General features: G+C 66.0%; 18 protein-coding genes. 9 read left to right on the top strand and 9 right to left on the bottom strand.

Annotated elements, in window-relative coordinates:
* Both DFO45_RS07545 and DFO45_RS07550 read left to right on the top strand, forming a co-directional pair.
* On the top strand, nt 1-1,074 hold the full coding sequence (locus tag DFO45_RS07545) for an aldo/keto reductase (protein ID WP_133864370.1): 1,074 nt from the start codon (nt 1-3) through the stop codon (nt 1,072-1,074).
* 83 nt (nt 1,075-1,157) lie between these two features.
* A complete protein-coding gene (locus tag DFO45_RS07550; RefSeq protein ID WP_133864371.1) occupies nt 1,158-2,345 on the top strand; it encodes an LLM class flavin-dependent oxidoreductase in 1,188 nt (395 codons plus the stop codon).
* A gap of 157 nt (nt 2,346-2,502) precedes the next feature.
* Here DFO45_RS07550 and DFO45_RS07555 read toward each other — a convergent pair whose 3' ends face one another.
* The 4 genes from DFO45_RS07555 to DFO45_RS07570 all read right to left on the bottom strand — a co-directional run bounded on the left by DFO45_RS07555 (nt 2,503) and on the right by DFO45_RS07570 (nt 10,505).
* Nucleotides 2,503-4,602: a M10 family metallopeptidase gene (locus tag DFO45_RS07555; protein WP_133864372.1), complete on the bottom strand. Its 2,100-nt coding sequence runs from the start codon at nt 4,600-4,602 to the stop codon at nt 2,503-2,505.
* 241 nt (nt 4,603-4,843) lie between these two features.
* Nucleotides 4,844-8,044: a multidrug efflux RND transporter permease subunit gene (locus tag DFO45_RS07560; protein WP_133864373.1), complete on the bottom strand. Its 3,201-nt coding sequence runs from the start codon at nt 8,042-8,044 to the stop codon at nt 4,844-4,846.
* Between the two features lie 265 nt (nt 8,045-8,309).
* On the bottom strand, nt 8,310-9,587 hold the full coding sequence (locus tag DFO45_RS07565) for an efflux RND transporter periplasmic adaptor subunit (protein ID WP_133864374.1): 1,278 nt from the start codon (nt 9,585-9,587) through the stop codon (nt 8,310-8,312).
* Nucleotides 9,588-9,614: 27 nt separating this feature from the next.
* Nucleotides 9,615-10,505, bottom strand: a complete 891-nt coding sequence (locus tag DFO45_RS07570) for an alpha/beta hydrolase (protein ID WP_245517976.1) — start codon at nt 10,503-10,505, stop codon at nt 9,615-9,617.
* 142 nt (nt 10,506-10,647) lie between these two features.
* On the opposite strand from DFO45_RS07570, the gene DFO45_RS07575 reads away from it, so the two are divergent.
* Complete coding sequence (locus DFO45_RS07575) at nt 10,648-11,565, top strand: LysR family transcriptional regulator (RefSeq protein ID WP_133864376.1); 918 nt, start codon at nt 10,648-10,650, stop codon at nt 11,563-11,565.
* A gap of 26 nt (nt 11,566-11,591) precedes the next feature.
* Here DFO45_RS07575 and DFO45_RS07580 read toward each other — a convergent pair whose 3' ends face one another.
* Nucleotides 11,592-12,485 (bottom strand): LysR family transcriptional regulator, encoded by an 894-nt coding sequence (locus tag DFO45_RS07580; protein WP_012171195.1) that lies wholly within the window; start codon nt 12,483-12,485, stop codon nt 11,592-11,594.
* Between the two features lie 99 nt (nt 12,486-12,584).
* Here DFO45_RS07580 and DFO45_RS07585 point away from each other — a divergent pair, with 99 nt between their 5' ends.
* From DFO45_RS07585 to rpsU, 6 genes are all read left to right on the top strand, one after another.
* The gene (locus DFO45_RS07585; protein WP_133864377.1) at nt 12,585-13,673 is read left to right on the top strand and encodes a 4-oxalomesaconate tautomerase; all 1,089 of its coding nucleotides are present in this window, start codon (nt 12,585-12,587) and stop codon (nt 13,671-13,673) included.
* Between the two features lie 52 nt (nt 13,674-13,725).
* The gene (locus DFO45_RS07590) at nt 13,726-15,084 is read left to right on the top strand and encodes a cation:dicarboxylase symporter family transporter (RefSeq protein WP_133864378.1); all 1,359 of its coding nucleotides are present in this window, start codon (nt 13,726-13,728) and stop codon (nt 15,082-15,084) included.
* 177 nt (nt 15,085-15,261) lie between these two features.
* Nucleotides 15,262-16,689, top strand: coding sequence for a dihydropyrimidinase (hydA, locus tag DFO45_RS07595; RefSeq protein WP_043879364.1), 1,428 nt, complete (start codon nt 15,262-15,264; stop codon nt 16,687-16,689).
* Between the two features lie 16 nt (nt 16,690-16,705).
* Nucleotides 16,706-17,383, top strand: a complete 678-nt coding sequence (locus tag DFO45_RS07600) for a GntR family transcriptional regulator (protein ID WP_133864379.1) — start codon at nt 16,706-16,708, stop codon at nt 17,381-17,383.
* 289 nt (nt 17,384-17,672) lie between these two features.
* Complete coding sequence (locus tag DFO45_RS07605; protein ID WP_043879365.1) at nt 17,673-17,885, top strand: cold-shock protein; 213 nt, start codon at nt 17,673-17,675, stop codon at nt 17,883-17,885.
* A gap of 186 nt (nt 17,886-18,071) precedes the next feature.
* Complete coding sequence (rpsU, locus tag DFO45_RS07610) at nt 18,072-18,362, top strand: 30S ribosomal protein S21 (protein ID WP_012171201.1); 291 nt, start codon at nt 18,072-18,074, stop codon at nt 18,360-18,362.
* Between the two features lie 36 nt (nt 18,363-18,398).
* Here rpsU and DFO45_RS07615 read toward each other — a convergent pair whose 3' ends face one another.
* From DFO45_RS07615 to DFO45_RS07630, 4 genes are read right to left on the bottom strand one after another with little or no spacing between them, the layout of a single operon-like run.
* Complete coding sequence (locus DFO45_RS07615; RefSeq protein ID WP_166657070.1) at nt 18,399-19,241, bottom strand: DMT family transporter; 843 nt, start codon at nt 19,239-19,241, stop codon at nt 18,399-18,401.
* 32 nt (nt 19,242-19,273) lie between these two features.
* Nucleotides 19,274-20,011 carry an amino acid ABC transporter ATP-binding protein gene (locus tag DFO45_RS07620; RefSeq protein ID WP_043879366.1) on the bottom strand — a complete coding sequence of 246 codons (738 nt, stop codon included), beginning with the start codon at nt 20,009-20,011 and terminating at the stop codon, nt 19,274-19,276.
* A complete protein-coding gene (locus DFO45_RS07625) occupies nt 19,983-20,678 on the bottom strand; it encodes an amino acid ABC transporter permease (protein ID WP_133864381.1) in 696 nt (231 codons plus the stop codon). Before DFO45_RS07625 ends, DFO45_RS07620 begins: the two co-directional genes overlap by 29 nt.
* The gene (locus tag DFO45_RS07630; protein ID WP_012171205.1) at nt 20,678-21,352 is read right to left on the bottom strand and encodes an amino acid ABC transporter permease; all 675 of its coding nucleotides are present in this window, start codon (nt 21,350-21,352) and stop codon (nt 20,678-20,680) included. Before DFO45_RS07630 ends, DFO45_RS07625 begins: the two co-directional genes overlap by 1 nt.
* Nucleotides 21,353-21,371: the final 19 nt, after the last annotated feature.

Below are 21,371 nucleotides of genomic sequence, written 5' to 3' on the forward strand. Positions count from 1 at the left end.
ATGGTCCAGTATCGCTATCTCGGCCGCAGTGCCCTCAAGGTGTCCCCGCTCGCGCTGGGCACCATGATGTTCGGCGGCCCCACTGACGAGCCCACCGCCCACCGCATCATCGCCAAGGCGAAGGATCAGGGCTTCAATTTCATCGACACCGCCGATGGCTACCAGAAGGGACAGTCGGAAGTGGTGGTGGGCAATGCCATCCGATCAGACCGCGATTACTGGGTGCTGGCCACCAAGTTCGCCAACAACCACGGCATCGGCCCGAACCGGGGCGGCATCTCGCGCAAGTGGATCACCGAGACGGTGGAGAACAGCCTGCGCCGGCTCGGTACGGACTATATCGACATCCTCTATTTTCACCGCTCGCCCTTCGAGCAGCCGCTGGGCGAAGCGGTGCGCGCCATCGCCGACCTGATCCGCGCCGGCAAGCTGCGCTATTTCGGCGTGTCCAACTTCCGCGGCTGGCGCATCGCGGAAGTGGCCAATCTGGCGGATGAATTCGGCATCGACCGCCCGGTGGCGAGCCAGCCGCTCTACAATATCGTCAACCGCTCGGCGGAAGCCGAGGAACTGCCCGCCGCCGCCCATTATGGCCTCGGCATCGTGCCCTATTCGCCGCTGGCGCGGGGCGTGCTTACCGGCAAATACGCCCCTGACGCCGCCCCGGACGCCGACAGCCGCGCCGGGCGGAACGACAAGCGCATCTATGAGACCGAATGGCGGCCGGAATCGCTGGCCGTCGCCGCCGAGATCAGGCGCCATGCGGAAGCGCGAGGGATTTCTGCCGCGGATTTCGCCCTTGCGTGGGTGCTCAACAACAAGCTGGTGACCGCGCCCATCGCCGGCCCGCGCACCGAAGCGCACTGGAACAACTACGTCCGCGCCCTCGACTATCGCTTCACCGCCGAGGACGAGGCGCTGGTGGATCGCCTCGTGCGCGAGGGTCATCCCTCGACGCCCGGTTTCACCGACCCGAGCCATCCCATCGAAGGCCGCGTGCCCTGGACAGGCGGCGTTCCTGCCGCCGCCAAGGTCGAGGCACGCGCGCCCGTGGTGCTGGCGAAGGCCGGCTGAAAGCCGCCGCCGGCATGAACCGGGGGCAATTGCCGGCAGCGGCCCCCTTTCCCCGATCCCGTCCGTTTCAAAGGAATGCCGTCATGAGCCTCGTCCTAACCGAAAGGCCGGAGGTCACACCCGATGCGCTGGTGCTGCGGGGGCCGCTCGACTTTCCCGACAGCCCCCTCTCCCGCTCAACGCGGCAGCCTCTGATGCTCGGCCTGTTCCTGAATCTCCAGGACATCCGCATCTCCAGCCTGCCCACGTCCAACAGCTGGACCTATGACTACAACGTGGAGATCGTGAAGAAGGCGGATGCGCTCGGTTTTGATCTCGCCTTCAGCCGCACCCAGTGGCTGCCCAAGGGCGGATATGACGGGGAAGCTTCCCTCGACAGCTTCGTGGCGCTGGGGGCGATGGCGGCGGTAACGCAGAACATCCTGCTCGTCTCCACCCTGCATGTGCTCTACGGTCCCTGGCACCCGCTGCACATCGCCAAGATCGGCTCGACCTTCGACCATATCGCCAAGGGCCGCTGGGGCATCAACATCGTCACCGGCCACCGGGCCATCGAGCATGAGATGTTCGGCTGGAACCGCATCGAGCACGACCAGCGCTATGAGATGACGGCCGAGCTGTTCGAGGTGCTGCACCGCCTGTGGACGGACACGGAGAACTATTCCCATGTCGGCCGCCTCAATCCGTGGCGGGTGCACAATGGCTATATCACGCCCAAGCCCTCCTACGGCCGTCCCATCCTCGTCACCGCCACGGGCTCGCCCGCCGGTATCGACTTCGCCGCGAACCATTCGGACCTGCTGTTCGTCACCTCACCGGGCGGAGCGCATATCGACAGCGCGCTGGAAACGCTGCCGGCCCACATCGCCACCATCAAGGCCCGCGCCCGGGCGCTCGGCCGTGAGGTGAAAACCATCATCAATCCCGTGGTGGTGAGCCGCGCGACCGAACAGGCAAGCTGGGCGCATGCGCGCGCCATCGCCGAGAACAAGCCCGGCACCGACCGGGCGCAGTTCTTCCAGAACAACAATTACGACAGCGATGCCGTGGCCTGGCAGGGCCGGAAGGACGCCCGCAACAAGCAGGGACTGGGGCTCGGCGGCAATATCGAGGTGATCGGCACGCCGGAACAGGTGGTGGAGCAGTTCGCCGCCCTGAAAGTCGCCGGCATCGACGGCGTGCAGTTGAGCTTCTATGACTTCCGCGAGGATTTCGACCACTTCACCCGCGAGATCCTGCCCCTGCTCAAGGAGGCCGGCCTGCGACTTTGAACCGGCTGGCGATTGCATCACGCCCCCGGTCGCCCTTCGCGATCGGGGCCACTCCATGTGACCCACGGTTGAGATGGCAGCGCCCCCCGGGCGCCACTGTCATCTCACGCCTCGGCGACGGACGACAAACCGCCGCCCGACCGGCCACGGGTTGGTCTCAGGCGAACATGACATCCTGATAGGTGGCGTGGATGCTGATCACCACGTCCTGGAAATCGTTATCGGCGATGGCGCTCGGCAGATCCTCGAAGCCGATCTCAAGAATGTCGCCGCCGGTTTCCGTCCCCGAGAGCACATGGATGTCATGGCCCGGATTCAGTTCGTCGTAGGAGTGGAAGACCGTGGCGCCCGTCAGAACGCCGCGGCTGGCGCTGACGAGGATGGGCGCCGCACCTGAATCCACATTCGCGACGCCCGAGCCGGCGGCCGAGACGAACATCAGGTCGTCGGGCAGATCGCCGAAGATATTGTGCCCGTTCTGCACGAGGAAGAAGCCGATGTGCTGATCCGGCCCCGGCGTGCCAAGGGCGATGGCCTTCTGGGCGTTTCCAGACGCAAGGGTATTCGTATAGGCGAGATGGACGTTGGAGATCCTGCCGTCGTCGCCGACGAAATAGTAACCCAGCGTATTGGCATAGGCCGAGCCGGCGCTTTCCATGTGCATGGTGAAGGACGCGTCGCCATCGCCCATGAGGAAATCCTCGTCCGCGATGCCGTTGACGGCGCCCTTGGCCACCGGCGAGCCCTCGGACAGCGACGGCGTATAATTGACGAAGCTGATGTCCATGTGCGTGGTTCCACCCACCTTGCGCACCGGGGACATGAAGTCACCGCCCGTATAGTCGCCCTTCAGCTCGAAAGACACGCTGCCGATGGTCAGCATCGCGCCATCCGCCGTCTTGGTGGAATGGACGGCCGCGGGGTCGTAGCGGGCATCCAGAATGTCGAGCGTGCCAGTCTTGCCGAAGCCATAGACGGTGTCGCCCTGCAGATCGGCGAGCTTGTCGCGCAGGATGTTTCGGCCGGAGCCGAAGATGATCGTATCGGCACCGGCGCCGCCGCTGATGATGTCGTTGCCGTTGCCGCCGCTGATCCAGTCGTTTCCGGCGCCGGCGCTGATGACGTTGTTGCCGTCGTTTCCGGTGATCTTGTCGTTGCCGTTGCCGGTGATGATGTTGCTGATCAGCGAGCGCGCATCGCCATGATAGAGCAGCGCGTTGTAGATGTTGCCCTGGGCCTGGTACTGGGCCGTTCCGGCCGCCGCTTCGTTGTTGAGATCGGCGATCTGCGCTTTAGAAAAGGTCAGCCACTGACCGGGACGCAGGTCGTCGACCTGATCCTCATTGAAGGCGCTGAGGTCATAGGTGGCCGTCGCACCTGCCGTCCAGACGGTGGAGAATATCTTGCCGGTGCTTGACGCGCCCGTGTTGGGCGCGGGGATGCCATTGATGGTCTCCTGTCCGGTGACCGGATCCCATTTGTAAACCGCTGTGGTTCCCAACCGTCCGAAATTGGCCCCGTAGAGCTCCTGCAAGGCGGCGATGTCGAACATCATGTAGCTTTGGGGCGAAGAGCCGGCGATGGCTTCGGTGGAGCCTGCAGTATTCGCGCCGAAATAGCTCGCATAGCTCATGACAGAGAATTCGTTGTCATTGAACTGCGGTGCGAGGGCGCCGTTGAAGCTGCCGTCGTGCCCGTGCTTCAGGCCGAACGCATGTCCCATCTCATGCATGATGGTGTTGAGAGCGTCCGTGCCGAAATAGGCAGCGGGCGCCTTGCCGTTCCCGCCCAGCCACGTATCACCCGCAACGCGGCTGTCAGAAATGGCATAGGGGCCGCCATTGGCCGGAAAGCGGGATTCCGAGCCCTTATCTGTATACTGAGCAAAACGTAGCGTGGCGTCGCTGGCGAGACCTGACGCCACCTCATTGAACACAAGATTGGTATAGGACGCCACAAGGCCAAGCGCCGTGCGGACCGCGTTCATCTGGGCCTGGGTGACGGGCGCGAACTGGTCGAGTTCCTGGGTGTCCGGATAGCCTCCGGCAATGGAGGAATAGTCCGCCGCCGATGTGGGGAATGCGTAGGTCATGACCGTCGCGGGCTGCGAACCGTTGAAGCTCGTGGTCCAGCGATAATCCATCAGTTCGGACTTCACATTGGGGTCCAGCCCCACTGTGCTGATACTGCCACTATAGAGCCCGCCCTTCGGCTGATCGAAGATCGTGGACGTGAAGTTTTCCTGCGTATCGGCCATCGCAACATCCCACCGGCAAATCGCGCGCAATCCCCCACGCGATCATGGTGAAGACATGCCCTGCCCTTGTGGACTGTCAAGCTGGCGGCGGGTCCCCGATCCGCGCCTGCGGCCGCAATACAGCTGCCGCAGCATTGTCAGAAACCACCACGCAGCAAGGCCTTGGCGGATCTCATCTGATCCGCCAAGGCCCCGAGCACTTCAATGGCCGTTGATGAAACGCGCCAGCCGGCGCACAGGCTCATTCGCCCGGCTGGAGCGTATGGGACACCTCCGGGTGCGGCACGGCGGCGTCCCCGTGCTGCGTCAACGGCCGGTTGCCCGAGAGCGCCCGCAGCAGCACGTAGAAGACTGGTGTCAACACGATGCCGAAGACCGTCACGCCGATCATGCCGGAGAACACCGCGATGCCCATGGCCTGCCGCATCTCTGCTCCGGCCCCGATGGAGGTGACCAGAGGCACCACGCCCATGATGAAGGCGAGCGAGGTCATGAGGATCGGCCGCAGCCGCAGCCGGCTGGCCTCGATGGCGGCCGCCACGGGCTTGCGGCCGGCGAACTCCAGCTCGCGGGCGAACTCGACGATCAGGATGGCGTTCTTGGCCGAGAGCCCCACCAGCACCACGAGGCCGATCTGGGTGAAGACATTGTTGTCGCCCCCCGAGAGCCACACACCGGTGAGCGCGGCCAGCAGGCCCATCGGCACGATCAGGATGATGGCAAGCGGCAGCATCAGGCTCTCATATTGGGCCGCCAGCACGAGGAAGACGAGGAAGATGGCCAGCGGGAACACCCAGACGGCAGAGTTGCCGGCGAGGATGTCCTGATAGGTGAGCTCAGTCCATTCGAAGGAGAAGCCCTTGGGCAGGGTTTCCCGTGCGATGCGCTCCACCGCCGCCTGCGCCTCGCCGGAGGAGAAGCCGGGCGCCGCCCCGCCGTTCACATCCGCCGAGAGGAAGCCGTTGTAGCGCATGGCACGCTCGGGTCCCGCCGCGCTCTGCACTTTGAGGAGCGCCGAGAGCGGGATCATCTCGCCCGACTGCGAGCGCACCTTCAGAGTGCCGATGTCCTCCGGCCGGGCGCGGAAGGGCGCGTCCGCCTGCACCCGCACCGTATAGGTGCGGCCGAAAGCATTGAAGTCGTTCACATAAGCCGAGCCGAGATAGATCTGCATGGTCTCGAACACGTCGGTGACGGCAACGCCCAGCTGGCGGGCCTTCACGCGGTCGATGTCGGCGAAGAGCTGCGGCACGTTCACCTGATAGGAGGAGAACAGGCCGGTCAGCTCCGGAGCCTTCATGGCGGCGGCGAGGAAGGCCTTGGTCGCCTCATCGAGCGCCGCATAGCCCCGGCCTGCGCGGTCCTCGATCTGCAGCTTGAAGCCGCCGATGGTGCCGAGCCCCTGCACCGGCGGGGGCGGGAACATGGCGATCATGGCGTCTGGAATGGCCGCATATTGCTGGTTCAGCGCCAGCGCCAACGCGTTGCCCGAGAGGTTCGGTGTACGGCGCTCCTCGAAGGGCTTCAGGCTCACGAAGACGATGCCGGAGTTGGACGAATTGGTGAAGCCGTTGATGGAAAGGCCGGGAAAGGCGATGGCGGATTCAACGCCAGGCGTCTTGAGGGCGATGTCGCTCATCTTGCGGATCACCTCTTCCGTCCGGTCGAGCGTGGCGCCGTCCGGCAGTTGGGCGAAGCCGACGAGATACTGTTTGTCCTGCCCCGGCACGAAGCCCGGAGGCACGGCCCGGAACAGCACGCCCGTGAGGCCGAGCAGCACCACATAGACCACCATCATCAGCGCCTTGTGGCTCACCGCCCGCTTCACCACCGAGCCATAGCCATTGGCACCGCGCACGAAAGCGACATTGAAGCGGCGGAAGAACCAGCCGAGGCCGGCATCCATGATGCGCGTCAGCCGATCCTTCGGCGCGTCATGGCCCTTCAGCAGCAGGGCCGACAGGGCGGGCGACAGGGTGAGCGAGTTGATGGCCGAGATCACCGTCGAGATGGCGATGGTGAGGGCGAACTGCTTGTAGAACTGGCCCGTGAGGCCGGTGATGAAGGCGAGCGGCACGAACACCGCCACCAGCACGAGGGCAATGGCGATGATGGGTCCGGAGACCTCCTGCATGGCCTTGTAGGTGGCCGCCCGCGGCTCCAGCCCCTCCTCGATGTTGCGCTCCACATTCTCCACCACCACGATGGCGTCATCCACCACGATGCCGATGGCCAGCACGAGGCCAAACAGGGTCAGCGCATTCACCGAGAAGCCGAAGAGATGCATCACCGCAAAGGTGCCCACGATCGACACCGGCACCGCCAGCAGCGGGATGATGGAAGCCCGCCAGGTCTGGAGGAAAACGATCACCACGATCACCACCAGCAGCACGGCTTCCAGCAGCGTATGCACCACAGCATCGATGGAGGCGCGCACGAACTGGGTCGTGTCATAGACGATGGAGTAGTCCACGCCCTCGGGCATGTTCTCCTTGATCTCGGACATCACCCGGCGCACGTCGTCCGCGATCCGGATGGCGTTGGAGCCGGGCGCCTGGAACACCGGCACGGCCACCGCCTGCGTGTTGTTGAGCAGCGAACGCAATGCATATTCGGACGCGCCAAGCTCGATGCGCGCCACGTCCTTCAGCAGTACGATCTCGCCATTGGCGCCGCTCTTCACCACGATGCGACCGAACTCCTCGGCGCTCGCAAGGCGGCCCTGGGCATTCACCGAGAGCTGGAGGTCAAGACCGTTCGCGCCCGGCGAGGCGCCCACCACGCCAGCCGCCGCCTGCACGTTCTGCGCCTGGATCTCGCGCACGATGTCGGCGGCGGAGAGGCCGTGCTCGGCCACCTTCTGGGGGTCGAGCCAGATGCGCATGGAATAGTCGCCCGCGCCGAACAACTGCACCTGCCCCACGCCGTCGATACGGGCGAGGCGGTCCTTCACGTTCAGCACGGCGTAGTTGCGCAGATAGGTGGTGTCGTAGCGGTTATTCGGGGAAATGAGATGCACAACCATCGTCAAGTCCGGCGAAGACTTGACCGTGGTCACGCCGAGGCGCCGCACCTCTTCAGGCAGGCGCGGTTCGGCCTGCGAGATGCGGTTCTGCACCAACTGTTGCGCCTTGTCGGGATCCGTGCCGAGCTTGAAGGTGACGGTCAGCGTCATCAGCCCGTCGGTCGTGGCCTGGCTCGACATGTAGAGCATGCCCTCGACGCCGTTGATCGCCTCCTCCAGAGGCGTCGAAACGGTCTCGGCGATCACCTTGGGATTGGCGCCCGCATAAGTGGCGCGGACAACCACCTGCGGCGGCACCACCTCCGGATATTCCGAGATGGGCATGGCGAGCATGCTGATGAGGCCGCCGAGGAAAATCAGGACCGACAACACACCCGCGAAGATCGGGCGATCAATGAAGAATCTGGACAGGTTCACGGGACCCTCCCGGGCCGGCAGGCGGACATGCGTCATCGCGCGGCCGCCGCGGGCTGCGGCGCCGGATCTGCGATGGGTTGGCGAATGACAAAAAGTTAGGGCTGCGCCGTGCGTCGGGGGCGGTTGACGCCCGGCGCAGCCCGCTCCCATCCCCGCTTGCGGACGGGGGTGGGAAACCTGTGATCGGTGCCGGGCCGGAGCCGTACGGCCTGCGTCGGCGGCACCTTCAGCCTTGCCGGCGGACCGGGTCCGCCGGATCAGGATCTCAGTTGGCGGCGGCCGAGCGGCTTGTCGCCTCAGTCACCTGCATGGGTGCGGTCTCAGGTGTCACCGCAGCGCCGGGGCGGACGCGGTGCAGGCCGTTGACCACCACCCGCTCTCCGGCCGAGAGGCCCCGCGTGACAACGCGCAGGCCGTCCACCGGTGCGCCGAGCGTCACCTCGCGCCATACCGCCTTGTTGTCGGCATCCACCACGAAGACGAACTTCTTGTCCTGATCGGTGCCCACGGCCCTTTCGCTCACGAGCACGGCGGGCGCCGATTGCGGCTGGCCCATCTCGAGGCGGGCGAACTGGCCCGGCAGAAGATGTCCGTCCGGATTGGCGAAGCGGGCACGCACGCGGACCGTACCGGTGCGCGGGTCGACCTGATTGTCCACCAGTTGCATGACGCCATTCACCGGCGGATTGCCGCCCGCCGTCATCCGCACCGGAATGCGGTCCAGCCGCTCGGTCACGTCGGCGTCGGTGCCGAGGGCGGCGAGGGCCTGGGCGACCGTCGCCTCATCCGCGTTGAAGCTGGCATAGATGGGATCGACGGAAACCAAGGAGGTCAAGAGCTGCGCGCCGGGCCCGGCCGCAATGAGATTGCCGACCGTGATCTCCGACTTGCCGACCCGGCCGGCAACCGGCGCGCGGACCTGCGTGTAAGACAGGTTCAGCCGCGCCACCGTGCGCCGGGCTTCCGCCGCCCGCAGGGCGGCCTGGGCGGCCCGCTGCGTATTGAGACGCTCGTCGAGGTCGCGCTGGGACAGGGTGCGGCTCGTGAACAGGCGCTCACCGCGCTCCAGTTCGTTGCGCGCGAGTTCGAGCTGGGCCTCTGCCGAGGCCACCTGCGCATCCGCCTCATCGAGGGCGGCCTGATAGGGCTCGGGGTCGATGGTCACGAGGAGGTCGCCGGCCTTCACCAGTGCGCCCTCGCGGAAATGAACAGCCTTGATGGCACCGGCCACCCGCGAGCGCACCTCCACCCTCTCCACCGCCTCCAGACGGCCGGAGAAGCTCTCGTAAAGGCGCGTATCGCGCGCCTCCACGGTCGCAACCGCCACGGGCACGGGGGGCGGGCTTCCCGGGGCTGCGGCAGACGCCACACCCCCCGCCGGCTTGAGCGCCGAGGGCACGACATAGATGCCGGCGCCGATGGCGACCAGCACCACTGCACCAAGCAGCAGGCGCCGGCGCCACGGGGAAGAGGACCGGGTGGATGGGGACGGATCAGACACGCCGGTCACAGCCGGCTCGGACGGGGATACGGAAGCGGTCATCGGGGGTAATCCTGAAAGCGGGGCGGTTCAGGGAACAGACGGCGAGGCGACCGGCCGGGCGCGACCCGTCGTCTCGAAAAAGCGGGCAAACATCGCTCTGAGCGCCCCCGCCCACTGGGGCGGACAGGCGGATCGGGATTGCACCGTCGCGGCATCTGCCGGAAGCGCATCCAAGGGATGGGCGAGAGCGTCGGGCCATTCGGTCGGCGCCGGCAGCAAATTCATCTCGGCGGGCACGCCGGCCGCGTCCAGCGCGGCCGCATAGCGCACGCTGTCGTCGCGCAGCAGGCAATCCTCCGCGCTCACCACGAGCGCGGGCGGCAAGCCCTTGAGCCGCCGGGCCGCAAGAGGGGCGGCATAAGGATGGTCCGCGGCCTGCGGCGAGCCCAGATAGGCTTGCCAGCCGTCCGCATATTTGCATCCGCACGCCCCCGCCTCGGCCTCGCGTATCGAGGCCGTGCCGAGGCACGGATCCAGCATCGGTGACACAAGGATCTGGCCGGCGAGAACCGGAGACTTCTGGTCGCGTGCCATCATGGCGAGACCGGCCGCGAGATTGCCCCCCGCCTCCTCGCCCGCCACATAGAGCGGCGCGCCCCGACCGGCGAGCGCAGCCCGACGACCGGCGAGCGCGGTGAGAACACCCAGCGCGGCGGTGAGCGCGAAGGGAAAGGGATGGTCGATGGCCAACGGATAGTCCGCCGAAACCACGACCGCACCGGCTTCCGCCAGCAGGGCCGCGATGAAGGCGCCGCACTCCGGCGTGCCGCCGATGAAGGCGCCGCCGTGCAGATGCAGGACGAGCGGCACGTGACCCCGGCCCGCGCGCCGGCCATAGAGCCGCGCCGGCACGGCGCCGGTTCCGGTCTCGATGGAGATGTCCCGCCAGGGCGTCCCAGCGGCAGCGGCAGCGGTCATGGTCGGTGGTCCCGTCAGCCGCATCGACGCGGCCTTGTGCGATGCGAAGACCCTATTTTATCCTTGCACCGTTGATAAACAGGCCAATCGGGAACTCATTGTTCACGTCAGGAGACAATGAGCCCCAAAGAGGACGCGGCACATGGACCAGTTGGCGGCAATGCGCGCCTTCGTGCGGGTGGTGGAGAGCGGCAGCTTCACCCGCGCGGCGGACATTCTGGCCCTGCCCAAGGCCACGCTCTCGAAACAGATCCAGCAGTTGGAGACGCATCTCTCGACGCGCCTGCTCCATCGCACCACGCGCCAGGTGACGGTGACGCCAGACGGCGCCGCTTATTATGAACGCGCGCTCGCCATCCTCACGGACGTCGACGAACTGGATGGCTCACTGTCCACCAACCTGACCTGCCCGCGCGGACGCCTGCGCATCGACATTTCGCCCTCGCTCGCCACTGGCATCCTGATGCCGGCGCTGCCCGACTTCTTCGCCCGCTATCCGGAGATTCACATCGACATCGGCTGCACCGACCGGCCGGTGGACCTGGTGGGCGAAAATGTCGACTGCGTGATCCGGGTCGGCGAAATCCGCAACTCCAGCCTGATCGCGCGGCGGATCGGGGAACTCAATTTCGCCGCTGCGGCCGCGCCATCCTATATCGCGCGTCACGGGGAAATCCAGCACCCGAAGGATTTTGAGAAAGACCATGTGATGGTGCGCTATTTCAGCGCCACGACCGCCCATTATTATGCCTTCGACTTCATTCGCGGCGCGGAGGAGGTCGAGGTTCTGGGGCGCTACAGTGTGGCCCTGAACGACGGCAATGCCTACATATCGGCTGGTCTTGCCGGCCTTGGGGTGATCCTGTGCCCCATCTTCATGATGCAGGAGCATCTCGACGCCAGGACGCTGGTGCGCGTGCTGCCCGAATGGCACACGCAGCCGATGCCCATCCACGTGGTCTACCCGCCCAGCCGGCACATCTCGAACCGCCTGCGCGTGTTCGTGGACTGGGTGGCGGAACTGTTCGCTCGCTCGACACGCGCCCGTGCAGCGACCTGAAAGAAGCGGGTGCCGTATCCGATCGCTTACGGGTTCAGGTGCTCCACCAGCATGTCGCGGAACTTCTTGGCCGCCGGAGACAGCCGCGAGGTGCGGCGCTCCACGAGCCCGATGGTGCGCCGCACGACCGGCGCCTTGATGGGCTTGGTAACGATGACCGGGTGATCACTGGGGGTCGCCATCTTCGGAAGCACCGAGACGCCGAGGCCGCGCTCCACCAGCCCGAGCGAAGTCGCGAGATGGTTCACCTCATACTGGAAATCGAGCTGCACCTTCGCCCCGGCCAGCGCATTCTCGAGCGTCAGCCGGTTGCCGCTTGCCCGGCTCACGCCGATCAGAGGCTCACCCTGCAAGTCCTTCCATGAGACCGAAGTCAGCTTGGCCAAGCGGTGGTCGGAGCGACAGGCCAGCACGAAGGGATCCTCGATCAGCGGCGTGAAGGTGAGATCGGGGTCGGAACTGCCCACCAGATTGATGCCGAACTCCGCCTCGCCCGTGCGCACCGCCTCCAGCCCGTCATTGGCGGAGAGGTCCAGGATGCGGAAGCGGATGCGCGGAAATTCGGCGGCGAAGCGCTCGATGGCTTCGGGCAGGAAGTAGACCACCGCCGTGGGCACGCAGGCGAGCGTGATCTGGCCGCCCTGCCGCCCGCCAACCCCGGCGATGCCGAGCAGCGATTCCTCCAGATCCCCGATGAGCCGGCGGGCGAGCGGCGCGAAGGAACGGCCAGCCGAGGTGAGTGCCACGCGTCGGGTCGTGCGCTCCAGCAGCGGGACACCGACCGTCGCCTCCAGCGCCTGCACCCGCCGGGTTAGCGCCGGTTGGGAGAGGTTCAGCACCTCGGCCGCGCGGTGAAAACCGCCGTGGTCAATCACCGCCAGGAAGGCGCGCAGGTCCAGCAACTCGAAATTGATGCGCATCTCACATCAAACCTGGAAATCTTTGCATTTAACGGAACGCCCGATTTTGTGAAGGATAGCATCAATCAAGCCCACTGATACGCCTTTCGGAGAGAGTCCATGCCCTCAATTCGGGTGCCATGCGTTCTGATGCGGGGCGGCACATCACGCGGTCCGTTCTTCCTTTCGAGCGATCTGCCCACCGACGTTGAGCTGCGGGACGCAATCCTGCTCTCGGCGCTCGGTGCCGGCCATGAGCTTCAGGTGGACGGCATCGGCGGCGGCAACCCGCTCACCAGCAAGGTCGCCATCGTCGGCCCCTCGACCCGCCCCGGTGCGCAGGTGGACTATCTCTTCGCCCAGGTGAAGGTGTCCGAGCGGGTGGTCGATACCTCGCCCAACTGCGGCAACATGCTGTCTGCCGTGGTGCCCTTCGCCATCGAGCAGGGCCTGATCGCGGCGACGCCCGGCACGACGACGGCGCGCGTGCACAATGTGAACACCGGCAAGCTGATCGACGTGACGGTCTCTACGCCGGGCGGCCGCGTGACCTATGAGGGCGATGCGGTCATCGACGGCGTTCCGGGGTCGGCGGCGCCCATCCTCATGACTTTCCTCGACGTGGCCGGCGCCAAGACCGGGCGCCTGCTGCCGACGGGTCAGGCGCAGGACGAAATTGACGGCCTGCCCGTGAGTTGCGTCGATGCCGGCATGCCGCTCGTCATCCTGCGGGCCGCCGATCTCGGCAAGACAGCGCTCGAAGCCCCGGTCGATCTCGACCGGGACCGTCCTTTCATGGACCGACTGAACGCCATCCGCATCGAGGCCGGCCGCCGGATGGGGCTTGGCGATGTCTCGGGCCTCGTGATCCCGAAGCCCGTCATCCTGTCACCCTTCGCGGCGGAGACACCGGCGCTCGCCGCCCGCTATTTCATGCCGCACAGCTGCCACAAGGCCTTCGCGGTGACCGGCGGCATCGGCCTCGCCATGGCCGCCGCAACGCCCGGAACGGTTGCGGCCGAGGCGATCGGCGCGCAGTCTCCAGCGTCGCTGTCCATCCGCCACCCTGCCGGCCGTCTCGATCTGCGCATCGAGCAATCGCTGGGCGATACGCCTCGCATCTCTGTCCTCAGGACGGCGCGGCGGCTGTTCGAAGGGGCGGTTTTCGCGCGCATCGACCAAGATGAGGGCGCCCGCGCCGCCGCCTGACGGCGCAGCGCCCTCGCAGAACAAGCAAAAGAAGACCAACGGAGGAAAGTTCATGCCGGCCCATGCAGAGCCACAGCCCCTCGCCGGGCGAAAGCCGAAGCGCTTCTACGAGCAGCTTTATGTCCAGGTGCTGATCGGCGTCGCCGCCGGCATCGCGCTCGGGCACTTCTACCCGCAGATCGCGCCCATGGCGAAGCCCCTGGGCGATGGCTTCATCAAGCTCGTGAAGATGATGATCGTGCCGATCGTCTTCTGCACCATCGTGGTGGGCGTGGCCGGCGTGCATGCGGACCGCAAGATCGGCGCCTCGCTGCTCAAGACCATGCTCTTGTTCTACGGCCTCACCATCATCGGCCTGATGACCGGCCTGATCGCGGTCGAGACCATCCAGCCCGGCGCCGGCATGCACATGGACGTGCATGCCATCGACGCCAAGGAAGCCGCCCGCTACGCTGCGGGCGCCAAGAAGCTCGATACGGTGGACGTGCTGCTGCACATCATCCCGCCCAGCTTCTTCACGCCCTTCGCGGAGGGCGAGGTCCTGCCGGTGCTGTTCATCGCCCTCATCACCGGCTTCGGCCTGCGCAAGGCGGGCGTGTCCGGCGAGCCGTTCCTGCGCGGCGTCGAAGCCTTCTCCCGCGCCCTGTTCGCCGCTTTCGGCTACATGATGCGGCTTGCCCCCATCGGCGCCTTCGGAGCCATCGCCTTCATCGTCGCCAAGAGCGGCCTGAAGACCATCGGCAACCTCGGCCTGCTGATTTTCACGCTCTATGTGGCCTGCGGTTTCTTCGTCTTCGTCGTCCTCTGGGGACTGGCGCGGTTCCACGGATTCAGCCTCTTCCGGCTGCTGCGGTACTTCCGCGAGGAACTGCTGATCGTGCTCGGCACCTCGTCCACCGAGCCCGTGCTTCCCGCTGTGCTCTACAAGCTGGAACGCCTCGGCTGCTCCAAGGGCTCGGTCGGCCTCACCCTGCCGCTCGGCTATTCCTTCAATCTCGACGGCACGGCCATCTATCTGACGCTCGCCTCGCTGTTCCTGGCGCAGGCCATGGATATCCATCTGAGCGCCTGGCAGGTCGGCTCCATGATCTTCGTGATGCTGCTGACGTCCAAGGGCGCCGCTGGTGTCACGGGCAGCGGCTTCGCCGCCCTCGTGGCGACGCTGGCGGCGATGCCGGACACGGTGCCCGTGGCGGGCGTGGTGATTATCGCCGGCATCGACCGCTTCATGTCGGAAGCCCGGGCCCTGACCAGCCTTGTGAGCAACATGGTCGCCTGTATCGTCATCGCCATCTGGGACGGCGAATGCGACCGCTCCGTCCTCCTCGCCGAACTGGCGCAGGGCAAGCCCACGGAGCGTCCGGCGGTCGAAAGCACCGGCGCCGTTGCGGAACTGCCCCAGACCGTCTGATCGACGACCGGTTTCCTTCCCTCCCTTCCTGCCGCGGGATGCGGGGCGCTTCGGAAACGGAGCGCCCCGCAGTCTGTGGCAGTCTTGTTTTGTGGCGCTGTACGCTGCGCCAGAAGGGATGCATTCTGCGCACGAAGTGTATACGGTCTGGTTCTCCTAGACCGAAGACACAGCGCCATGGCTCTCTACGATACCATCATTTCCGGCGGCACCGTCGTCACCGCCTCGGACCGCATTCTCTGCGACGTCGCCATCAAGGACGGCAAGATCGTCGCCCTCGGCTCCGGCCTCACCGGCGCGGATGAGGTGATCGACGCGACCGGCAAGCTCGTGCTGCCCGGCGGCGTCGACGCCCATGTCCACATCGCCCAGCCCTCCGGCGAGGGCATCGTGATGGCGGATGACTTCGAAAGCGGCACCCGCTCCGCGGCCCTCGGCGGCACCACCACGGTGATGCCCTTCTGCCTCCAGGAGAAGGGCCAGGGCCTACGCGCTGCGTTGAAGGATTACCACGCCAAGGCCGATGGCGAATGCCATGTGGACGTGAGCTTCCACCTCATCATTTCCGACCCCACCGAGCAGGTGCTGGGCCAGGAACTGCCGGCACTGGTGGAGGACGGCTACACCTCCTTCAAGATCTTCATGACCTATGAGGGCCTTGCCCTGAAGGACCGCGAGATTCTCGACGTGATGTCGGTGGCCCGCGACACCGGCGCTCTCGTCATGGTCCACGCGGAAAATTACGACGCCATCCGCTTCCTGACTGAACAGTTGGAAAAGCGCGGCCAGACGGCGCCCCGCTTCCACGCCACCTCGCGCCCCATCGCGGTGGAGCGCGAAGCGACCCATCGTGCCATCTCGCTTGCGGAGCTGGTGGACGTGCCGGTGATGATCGTCCACGTCTCCAATCGCGAGGCCATGGAGCAGATCCGCTGGGCGCAGAACAAGGGCCTCACCGTGCTCGGCGAGACCTGCACGCAGTATCTGGTGCTCACCGAGAAGGATCTCGACGGCCTCGGCATGGAAGGCGCGAAATACGTCTGCTCGCCGCCGCCGCGCGACACCGAGAGCCAGGAGGCCTGCTGGGAAGGCCTGCGCACGGGCGTGTTCACCATTTTCTCCTCCGACCATTGCCCGTTCCGCTATGACGACCCGCAGGGCAAGCTCACGCCCAAGGGCCGCACCTCCTTCCGCTGGGTGCCGAATGGCATTCCCGGCGTCGGCGCCCGCCTGCCAGTTCTGTTCTCGGAAGGCGTGATGAAGGGGCGGATCGATCTGGAGCGCTTCGTCGCCGTCACCGCCACCAATCCGGCGAAGACCTATGGCCTCTACCCCCGCAAAGGCACCATTGCGGTGGGTGCCGACGCGGACATCGCCATCTGGGATCCGACGAAGACGCAGACCCTGACCCACGATCTCATCCGCGACGGCGCCGATTACACCCCTTACGAGGGGATCGAGATCACCGGCTGGCCCGTGCACACGCTGCTGCGGGGCAAGACGGTGGCCCGCGACGGAGAAGTGGTGGGCCAGAAGGGCCTCGGCCAGCACCTTTCGCGTGCCAAGTCGCCCTTCGCGGTCCAGCGCGATCCCGTAGCCTCGTGACGCAGGAACGCCTAGCATGAGCGACACCGGCACAGACGAGGTTCAGGGCCGCGAGGGCGGGCGGATTGTTGGGATCAACCTCTCCAATCTCGCCTATAACGCGGTCTCCGAGATGATCCGCCACCGCCGCCTGCGCGGGGGCGAGGTCATCGTTGAGCAGCGTCTGGCCGAAACACTGGGCATCTCCCGCACGCCGCTGCGGGAGGCCTTGCAGCGCCTCGAAGGCGAGGGTCTCGTGATCAAGGGCACGGGCCGCTCCTTCCTGGTGCGGCACGTGGACCTCAAGGAATATCTCCAGAGCCTCAAGGTCCGCGAGATTCTCGAGCCCGAGGCGGCGGCGCTCGCCGCCGGCCGCATCCCGCTCGGGGAACTCGCCAGCGTGCGCGCAGAGATCAACGCCCTGCGTACCGCCGTGCCCTACCACACGGACGCCCACTGGCGTTCGGACGACAATCTGCACGAGCTTTATGCGCGCAACTGCGGCAATCAGGTGCTGGCGGGCTTGATCCGGACCCTGCGCGTCACCACGCGCCTGTTCGAGATTTCGAGCCTCGCGGACCGGCTGGAGGCCGATTCGGCCGAACATCTCCAGATCGTCGAAGCGCTGGAGCAGGATGACGCCAAGGCCGCCCGCCGCACGGTCGCCCACCATCTGCGCAGCCTCGGCAAGCACACCATCGACACGGTGCGATAGCTTCGCACCTCGCCGGCTTTTCAGATGGCGCCACAGTGGGTGCGAGAAAACGCGGATCGTCCTTCAGTCAAAACCTTTATCTACCGGGGCTTTCGGCCCGCCGACCCGATAAAATTTGACTTGTGCGGCCTCGGCGTCCATCATGAGTCGTGTCGATAGACGGTCAGACGACTTGGCTTTGCGCCCCCACATGTGGCGCGCCGCTGACGATATCCCTCCGAAAATCATCCTTCGACGGCCACGCAACTTGCGTGGCGTGACGTTCTATTCTTTCTGGAAAGGGTTTCCCATGACTACGGGAACCGTCAAATGGTTCAACCCCGAGAAGGGCTTCGGCTTCATCGCTCCCGATGACGGCGGCGCGGATGCCTTCGTCCACATCAGCGCGGTTGAGCGCGCCGGCCTGCCGCCCCTGCGCGAAGGCCAGAAGGTCAATTATGACCTCGTCGCCGACAAGCGCAGCGGCAAGAGCTCGGCCTCGAACCTCACGCTCGTTCCCTGACGAGCGCTTCGGATCACACCAGGCTCCTGCCGATCGCGGATGCGCGGACGGCCGAAGCGCGGTGAACCGGACCCAAGAGCCCCGCCCCCGCCGTGGAGGCGGGGCTTTTCTTTGACGAAAGGCCGCGCCCCTTGTGCGGCCCCTCTCCTCCTGCGCGGCCAAGTGCCGGAAACGAGGTCATCCTTCATGCAAGTTCTGGTGCGCGACAACAATATCGACCAAGCCCTGCGGGTGCTGAAGAAGAAGATGCAGCGCGAAGGCATCTTCCGCGAGATGAAGCAGCGCAAGGCCTATGAGAAGCCGTCCGAGCGCCGCACCCGCGAGATGGCGGAAGCCGTTCGCCGCGCCCGCAAGGCGGCGCGCAAGACGGCCCAGCGCGAGGGCCTTGCCCCGAAGCGCCGCGGCAAGCCCAAGGAAGCCGCCGGACGTGGTGGCCGCCCCGCTGCCCCCGGCGCCGCGCCGACGACGGCGAGCTGAGTTCAGATGGCTTCCGGTGCCCTGCGCCGGAGGCCCTCAGCGCAGGCGGCTGAAGCGCACCACGCCGATTCCGCTTGCCGCGACCACAAGACCGCCGACGATGGAGCTCATGGACGGCACCTCGTCGAACAGCACGAAGCCGAGCAGCATCGCCCACACGATCTGCGAATAGACGAGCGGCGAGACGACCGCCGTCGAAGCCCGGCGGAAGGCACCCGCCATGAGCAACTGGCCACAGGTGCCGAGCAGGCCCGCCAGACCCAGCAGCAGCCACGTCCTGAGCGCCATGGGCTGGAAGGCCATAAGGCCGACGGCACTGACGGTGAGCGCCCCGACGCCCGCCCACAGGACCAGGGCCAACGCCCCCTCCCGTCGCCCGGCATAGCGCGTCAGCACATAGAACACCGCGTTCGCCGCCGCCTGCGCCAGCGGCAGCAGAAGGGCCAGCGACAGGGCAGCGGACGGGTCAAGGGCGATAAGCACCCCCGCAAAACCCGCCGCCATGCAAGCCCACTGGGCCGCCTTCGGCCGCTCCCCGAGAAACACCAGCGCCAGCAGGGTCGCCATCAGCGGCGCTGAAAAAGTCAGCGCATAGGTCTGTGCCATGGGCAGGTGCGTGAGCGCGAGGGTGATGAGCACCGTCGTCGCAAAGAGGCACGCCCCACGGGAGAGGTGAAGGCCGAGCTGGGGTGTACGCAGCGCTTCCGGAGCCGCCGCCCGCGCCACCATGAGCAGCACGCTCACCTGCACCAGATTGCGGAAGAAGACGAGCGGGCCCACGGGGTTCGTGGCCGCGAGGTGCTTGAGCAGCGAATCGAGCAGCGTCAGGCACAGCATGGCGCCGAGCATCATCGGCACCGCCACCCAGGATGTCGCCACGGGTACCGGCGCCGCTTCCGCCTGCGCCATGGTCAGTGGCGCAGGATCTTGGAGACGAAATCCCGAGTCCGGGCCTCAGCCGGAGCATCGAAGATCTGGGCGGGTGCGCCGGTTTCGACAATGCGACCGCCCGCCATGAACACCACCCGTGAGGCGACCTCCCGGATGAAGGCCATTTCGTGCGACACGATGAGCATCGTCATGCCCTCCTTCGCCAGGAGACGGATGGTGTCGAGCACCTCCGACACCAGCTCCGGATCGAGCGCCGCCGTCACCTCATCCAGCAACAGGATTTCAGGATGCAGCGCCAGCGCGCGCACGATGGCGACGCGCTGCTGCTGGCCGCCGGACAGCTCATCCGGATAGCGCTTCAGCTTGTCGCCGAGCCCGACCTTGGCGAGGAGTTCGCGGGCTTCTTCCTCCACCTCCTTGCGGGGGCGCTTCTTGATCTTGATGGGCGCAACGCAGACGTTTTCCAGCACGCTCATGTTCTGGAACAGGTTGTACTGCTGGAACACGATGGCGATGCGGTCCCGCAGGCGGCGCACCTGCCCGGCGTCCGCATAGTTCACCGCCTCGCCATCGAGCTTCACCGTGCCCCCCACCGGCGGCAGCAGGCCCATCAGCACGCGCAGGATGGTGCTCTTGCCCGAGCCGGACGGGCCAATGAGGCCGATGACATCCGCCCGGCCGACGGTCATGTCGATGCCGGAAAGGACGGTGTGTTCGCCGTAGCGGGCCTCAAGCCCGGCGATGTCGAGATGATGCAAGACGCGCCTCCAGATGCGCGCCGAGGCGCGACAGCGGGTAGGAAATGAGGAAGTAGACGATGAGGATCACGCCGAAGCTGAGCGCGGCGGAGAAGCCCTTGTTGTTCAGGACCTTGCCCACATAGGTCAGCTCGATGACGCCGATCTGCGAGGCCAGTGCCGTGTCCTTGATGAACATGACGAAGAAGCCGAAGGCCGGCGGCAGCACGATGCGCCACGCCTGCGGCAGCACCACGAGGCGGATGGTGTCGATGAGCGAGAAGTTCATCGTCTCCGCCGCTTCCCATTGATTCCGGTGCACGGAATTGAAGCCGCCGCGGATGATCTCGCCGAGGAAGGCGCCGGCGATCATCGTCACCGAAACCGCCGCCACCACAAACAGGGGAATGTCGTAGCCCGTCGCCTGGAAGGCGAAGAAGCAGAGCATGAGCGTGACGAGGAACGGCACGCGGCGGAACACCTCGGTGAACACCAGCGTGACGAGGCGCAGCGGCAGCAGCCATCGCGCCCGCGTCACCCGCGTCACCGCGAGCCCAAGGCCGATGAGGCTGCCGAGGATGCAGCCCAGCGCGGACAGTGCGAGCGTAGTCCCTGCCGCCTTGGCGATGAAGATGAGGTTGTAATAGGTGGCGAAGCGCGGCCACTCTTCGACGATCTGGCTCCACATCAGATCAGCTCCGTGCGGGCGCGGAAGAAGGTGCGGCCTGCAAAGGCGAGCAGCAGCGAGGCAGCCAGCGTCAGCACCACATAGATGCCGGCCGTGACGGAGAAGATCTCGATGGAGCGGAAGGTCTGGGAATTGATGTTGAAGGCCTCGCCGGTCAGTTCCTCGACCCCGAAGACGGCGGCCATGGAGGTGCCGAGCGTCACGATGATGAACTGGTTGGAGAGCGGCGGAAACAGCACCCGCGCCACATGCGGCAGGATCACGTATCGGATCTGCTGGAGGCGCGAGAAGCCCATCACCTCGGCCGCCTCCATCTCCGAGACGCGGCGGCTCTCGAAGCCTGCGCGCTGGATCTCGGTGAGATAGGCCCCGGCGTTCAGCGTCATGCCGATCACGACGGCAGCGAAGGAGGAGAGCAGGATGCCGCTGTCCGGCAAGGCGAAATAGAGGAAATAGATCTGCACCAGTTGCGGGGTGTTGGTGAAGAACACCACATAGACGCCGACGATGCGCGCGAGCCAGCGCGGCCCGAACGAGCGGATCGCCGCGCACAGCGTGCCGATGAAGAGACCGCCGCAGAAAGCGAGCACCGCGATCTGCAGCGAGATCACGGCGCCTTCCAGCAGGCGAGGGAGATAAGGCCATATCTGGCCGAACTGCAGCGTATAGGACATGGAACCGCGTCGGCAGGAT

The organism is Azorhizobium sp. AG788 (genome assembly GCF_004364705.1).
Classification (GTDB): domain Bacteria; phylum Pseudomonadota; class Alphaproteobacteria; order Rhizobiales; family Xanthobacteraceae; genus Azorhizobium; species Azorhizobium caulinodans.

What these genes read in the sequence shown, in the direction of transcription:
- DFO45_RS07580 (WP_012171195.1), bottom strand. Translation starts at nt 12,485, where the DNA reads ATGCGCATCAATTTCGAGTTGCTGGACCTGCGCGCCTTCCTGGCGGTG.
- DFO45_RS07565 (WP_133864374.1), bottom strand. Translation starts at nt 9,587, where the DNA reads ATGACCGCTTCCGTATCCCCGTCCGAGCCGGCTGTGACCGGCGTGTCT.
- hydA (WP_043879364.1), top strand. Translation starts at nt 15,262, where the DNA reads ATGGCTCTCTACGATACCATCATTTCCGGCGGCACCGTCGTCACCGCC.
- DFO45_RS07570 (WP_245517976.1), bottom strand. Translation starts at nt 10,505, where the DNA reads ATGACCGCTGCCGCTGCCGCTGGGACGCCCTGGCGGGACATCTCCATC.
- DFO45_RS07590 (WP_133864378.1), top strand. Translation starts at nt 13,726, where the DNA reads ATGCCGGCCCATGCAGAGCCACAGCCCCTCGCCGGGCGAAAGCCGAAG.
- DFO45_RS07575 (WP_133864376.1), top strand. Translation starts at nt 10,648, where the DNA reads ATGGACCAGTTGGCGGCAATGCGCGCCTTCGTGCGGGTGGTGGAGAGC.
- DFO45_RS07605 (WP_043879365.1), top strand. Translation starts at nt 17,673, where the DNA reads ATGACTACGGGAACCGTCAAATGGTTCAACCCCGAGAAGGGCTTCGGC.
- DFO45_RS07630 (WP_012171205.1), bottom strand. Translation starts at nt 21,352, where the DNA reads ATGTCCTATACGCTGCAGTTCGGCCAGATATGGCCTTATCTCCCTCGC.
- DFO45_RS07625 (WP_133864381.1), bottom strand. Translation starts at nt 20,678, where the DNA reads ATGTGGAGCCAGATCGTCGAAGAGTGGCCGCGCTTCGCCACCTATTAC.
- DFO45_RS07585 (WP_133864377.1), top strand. Translation starts at nt 12,585, where the DNA reads ATGCCCTCAATTCGGGTGCCATGCGTTCTGATGCGGGGCGGCACATCA.
- rpsU (WP_012171201.1), top strand. Translation starts at nt 18,072, where the DNA reads ATGCAAGTTCTGGTGCGCGACAACAATATCGACCAAGCCCTGCGGGTG.
- DFO45_RS07545 (WP_133864370.1), top strand. Translation starts at nt 1, where the DNA reads ATGGTCCAGTATCGCTATCTCGGCCGCAGTGCCCTCAAGGTGTCCCCG.
- DFO45_RS07600 (WP_133864379.1), top strand. Translation starts at nt 16,706, where the DNA reads ATGAGCGACACCGGCACAGACGAGGTTCAGGGCCGCGAGGGCGGGCGG.
- DFO45_RS07550 (WP_133864371.1), top strand. Translation starts at nt 1,158, where the DNA reads ATGAGCCTCGTCCTAACCGAAAGGCCGGAGGTCACACCCGATGCGCTG.
- DFO45_RS07555 (WP_133864372.1), bottom strand. Translation starts at nt 4,602, where the DNA reads ATGGCCGATACGCAGGAAAACTTCACGTCCACGATCTTCGATCAGCCG.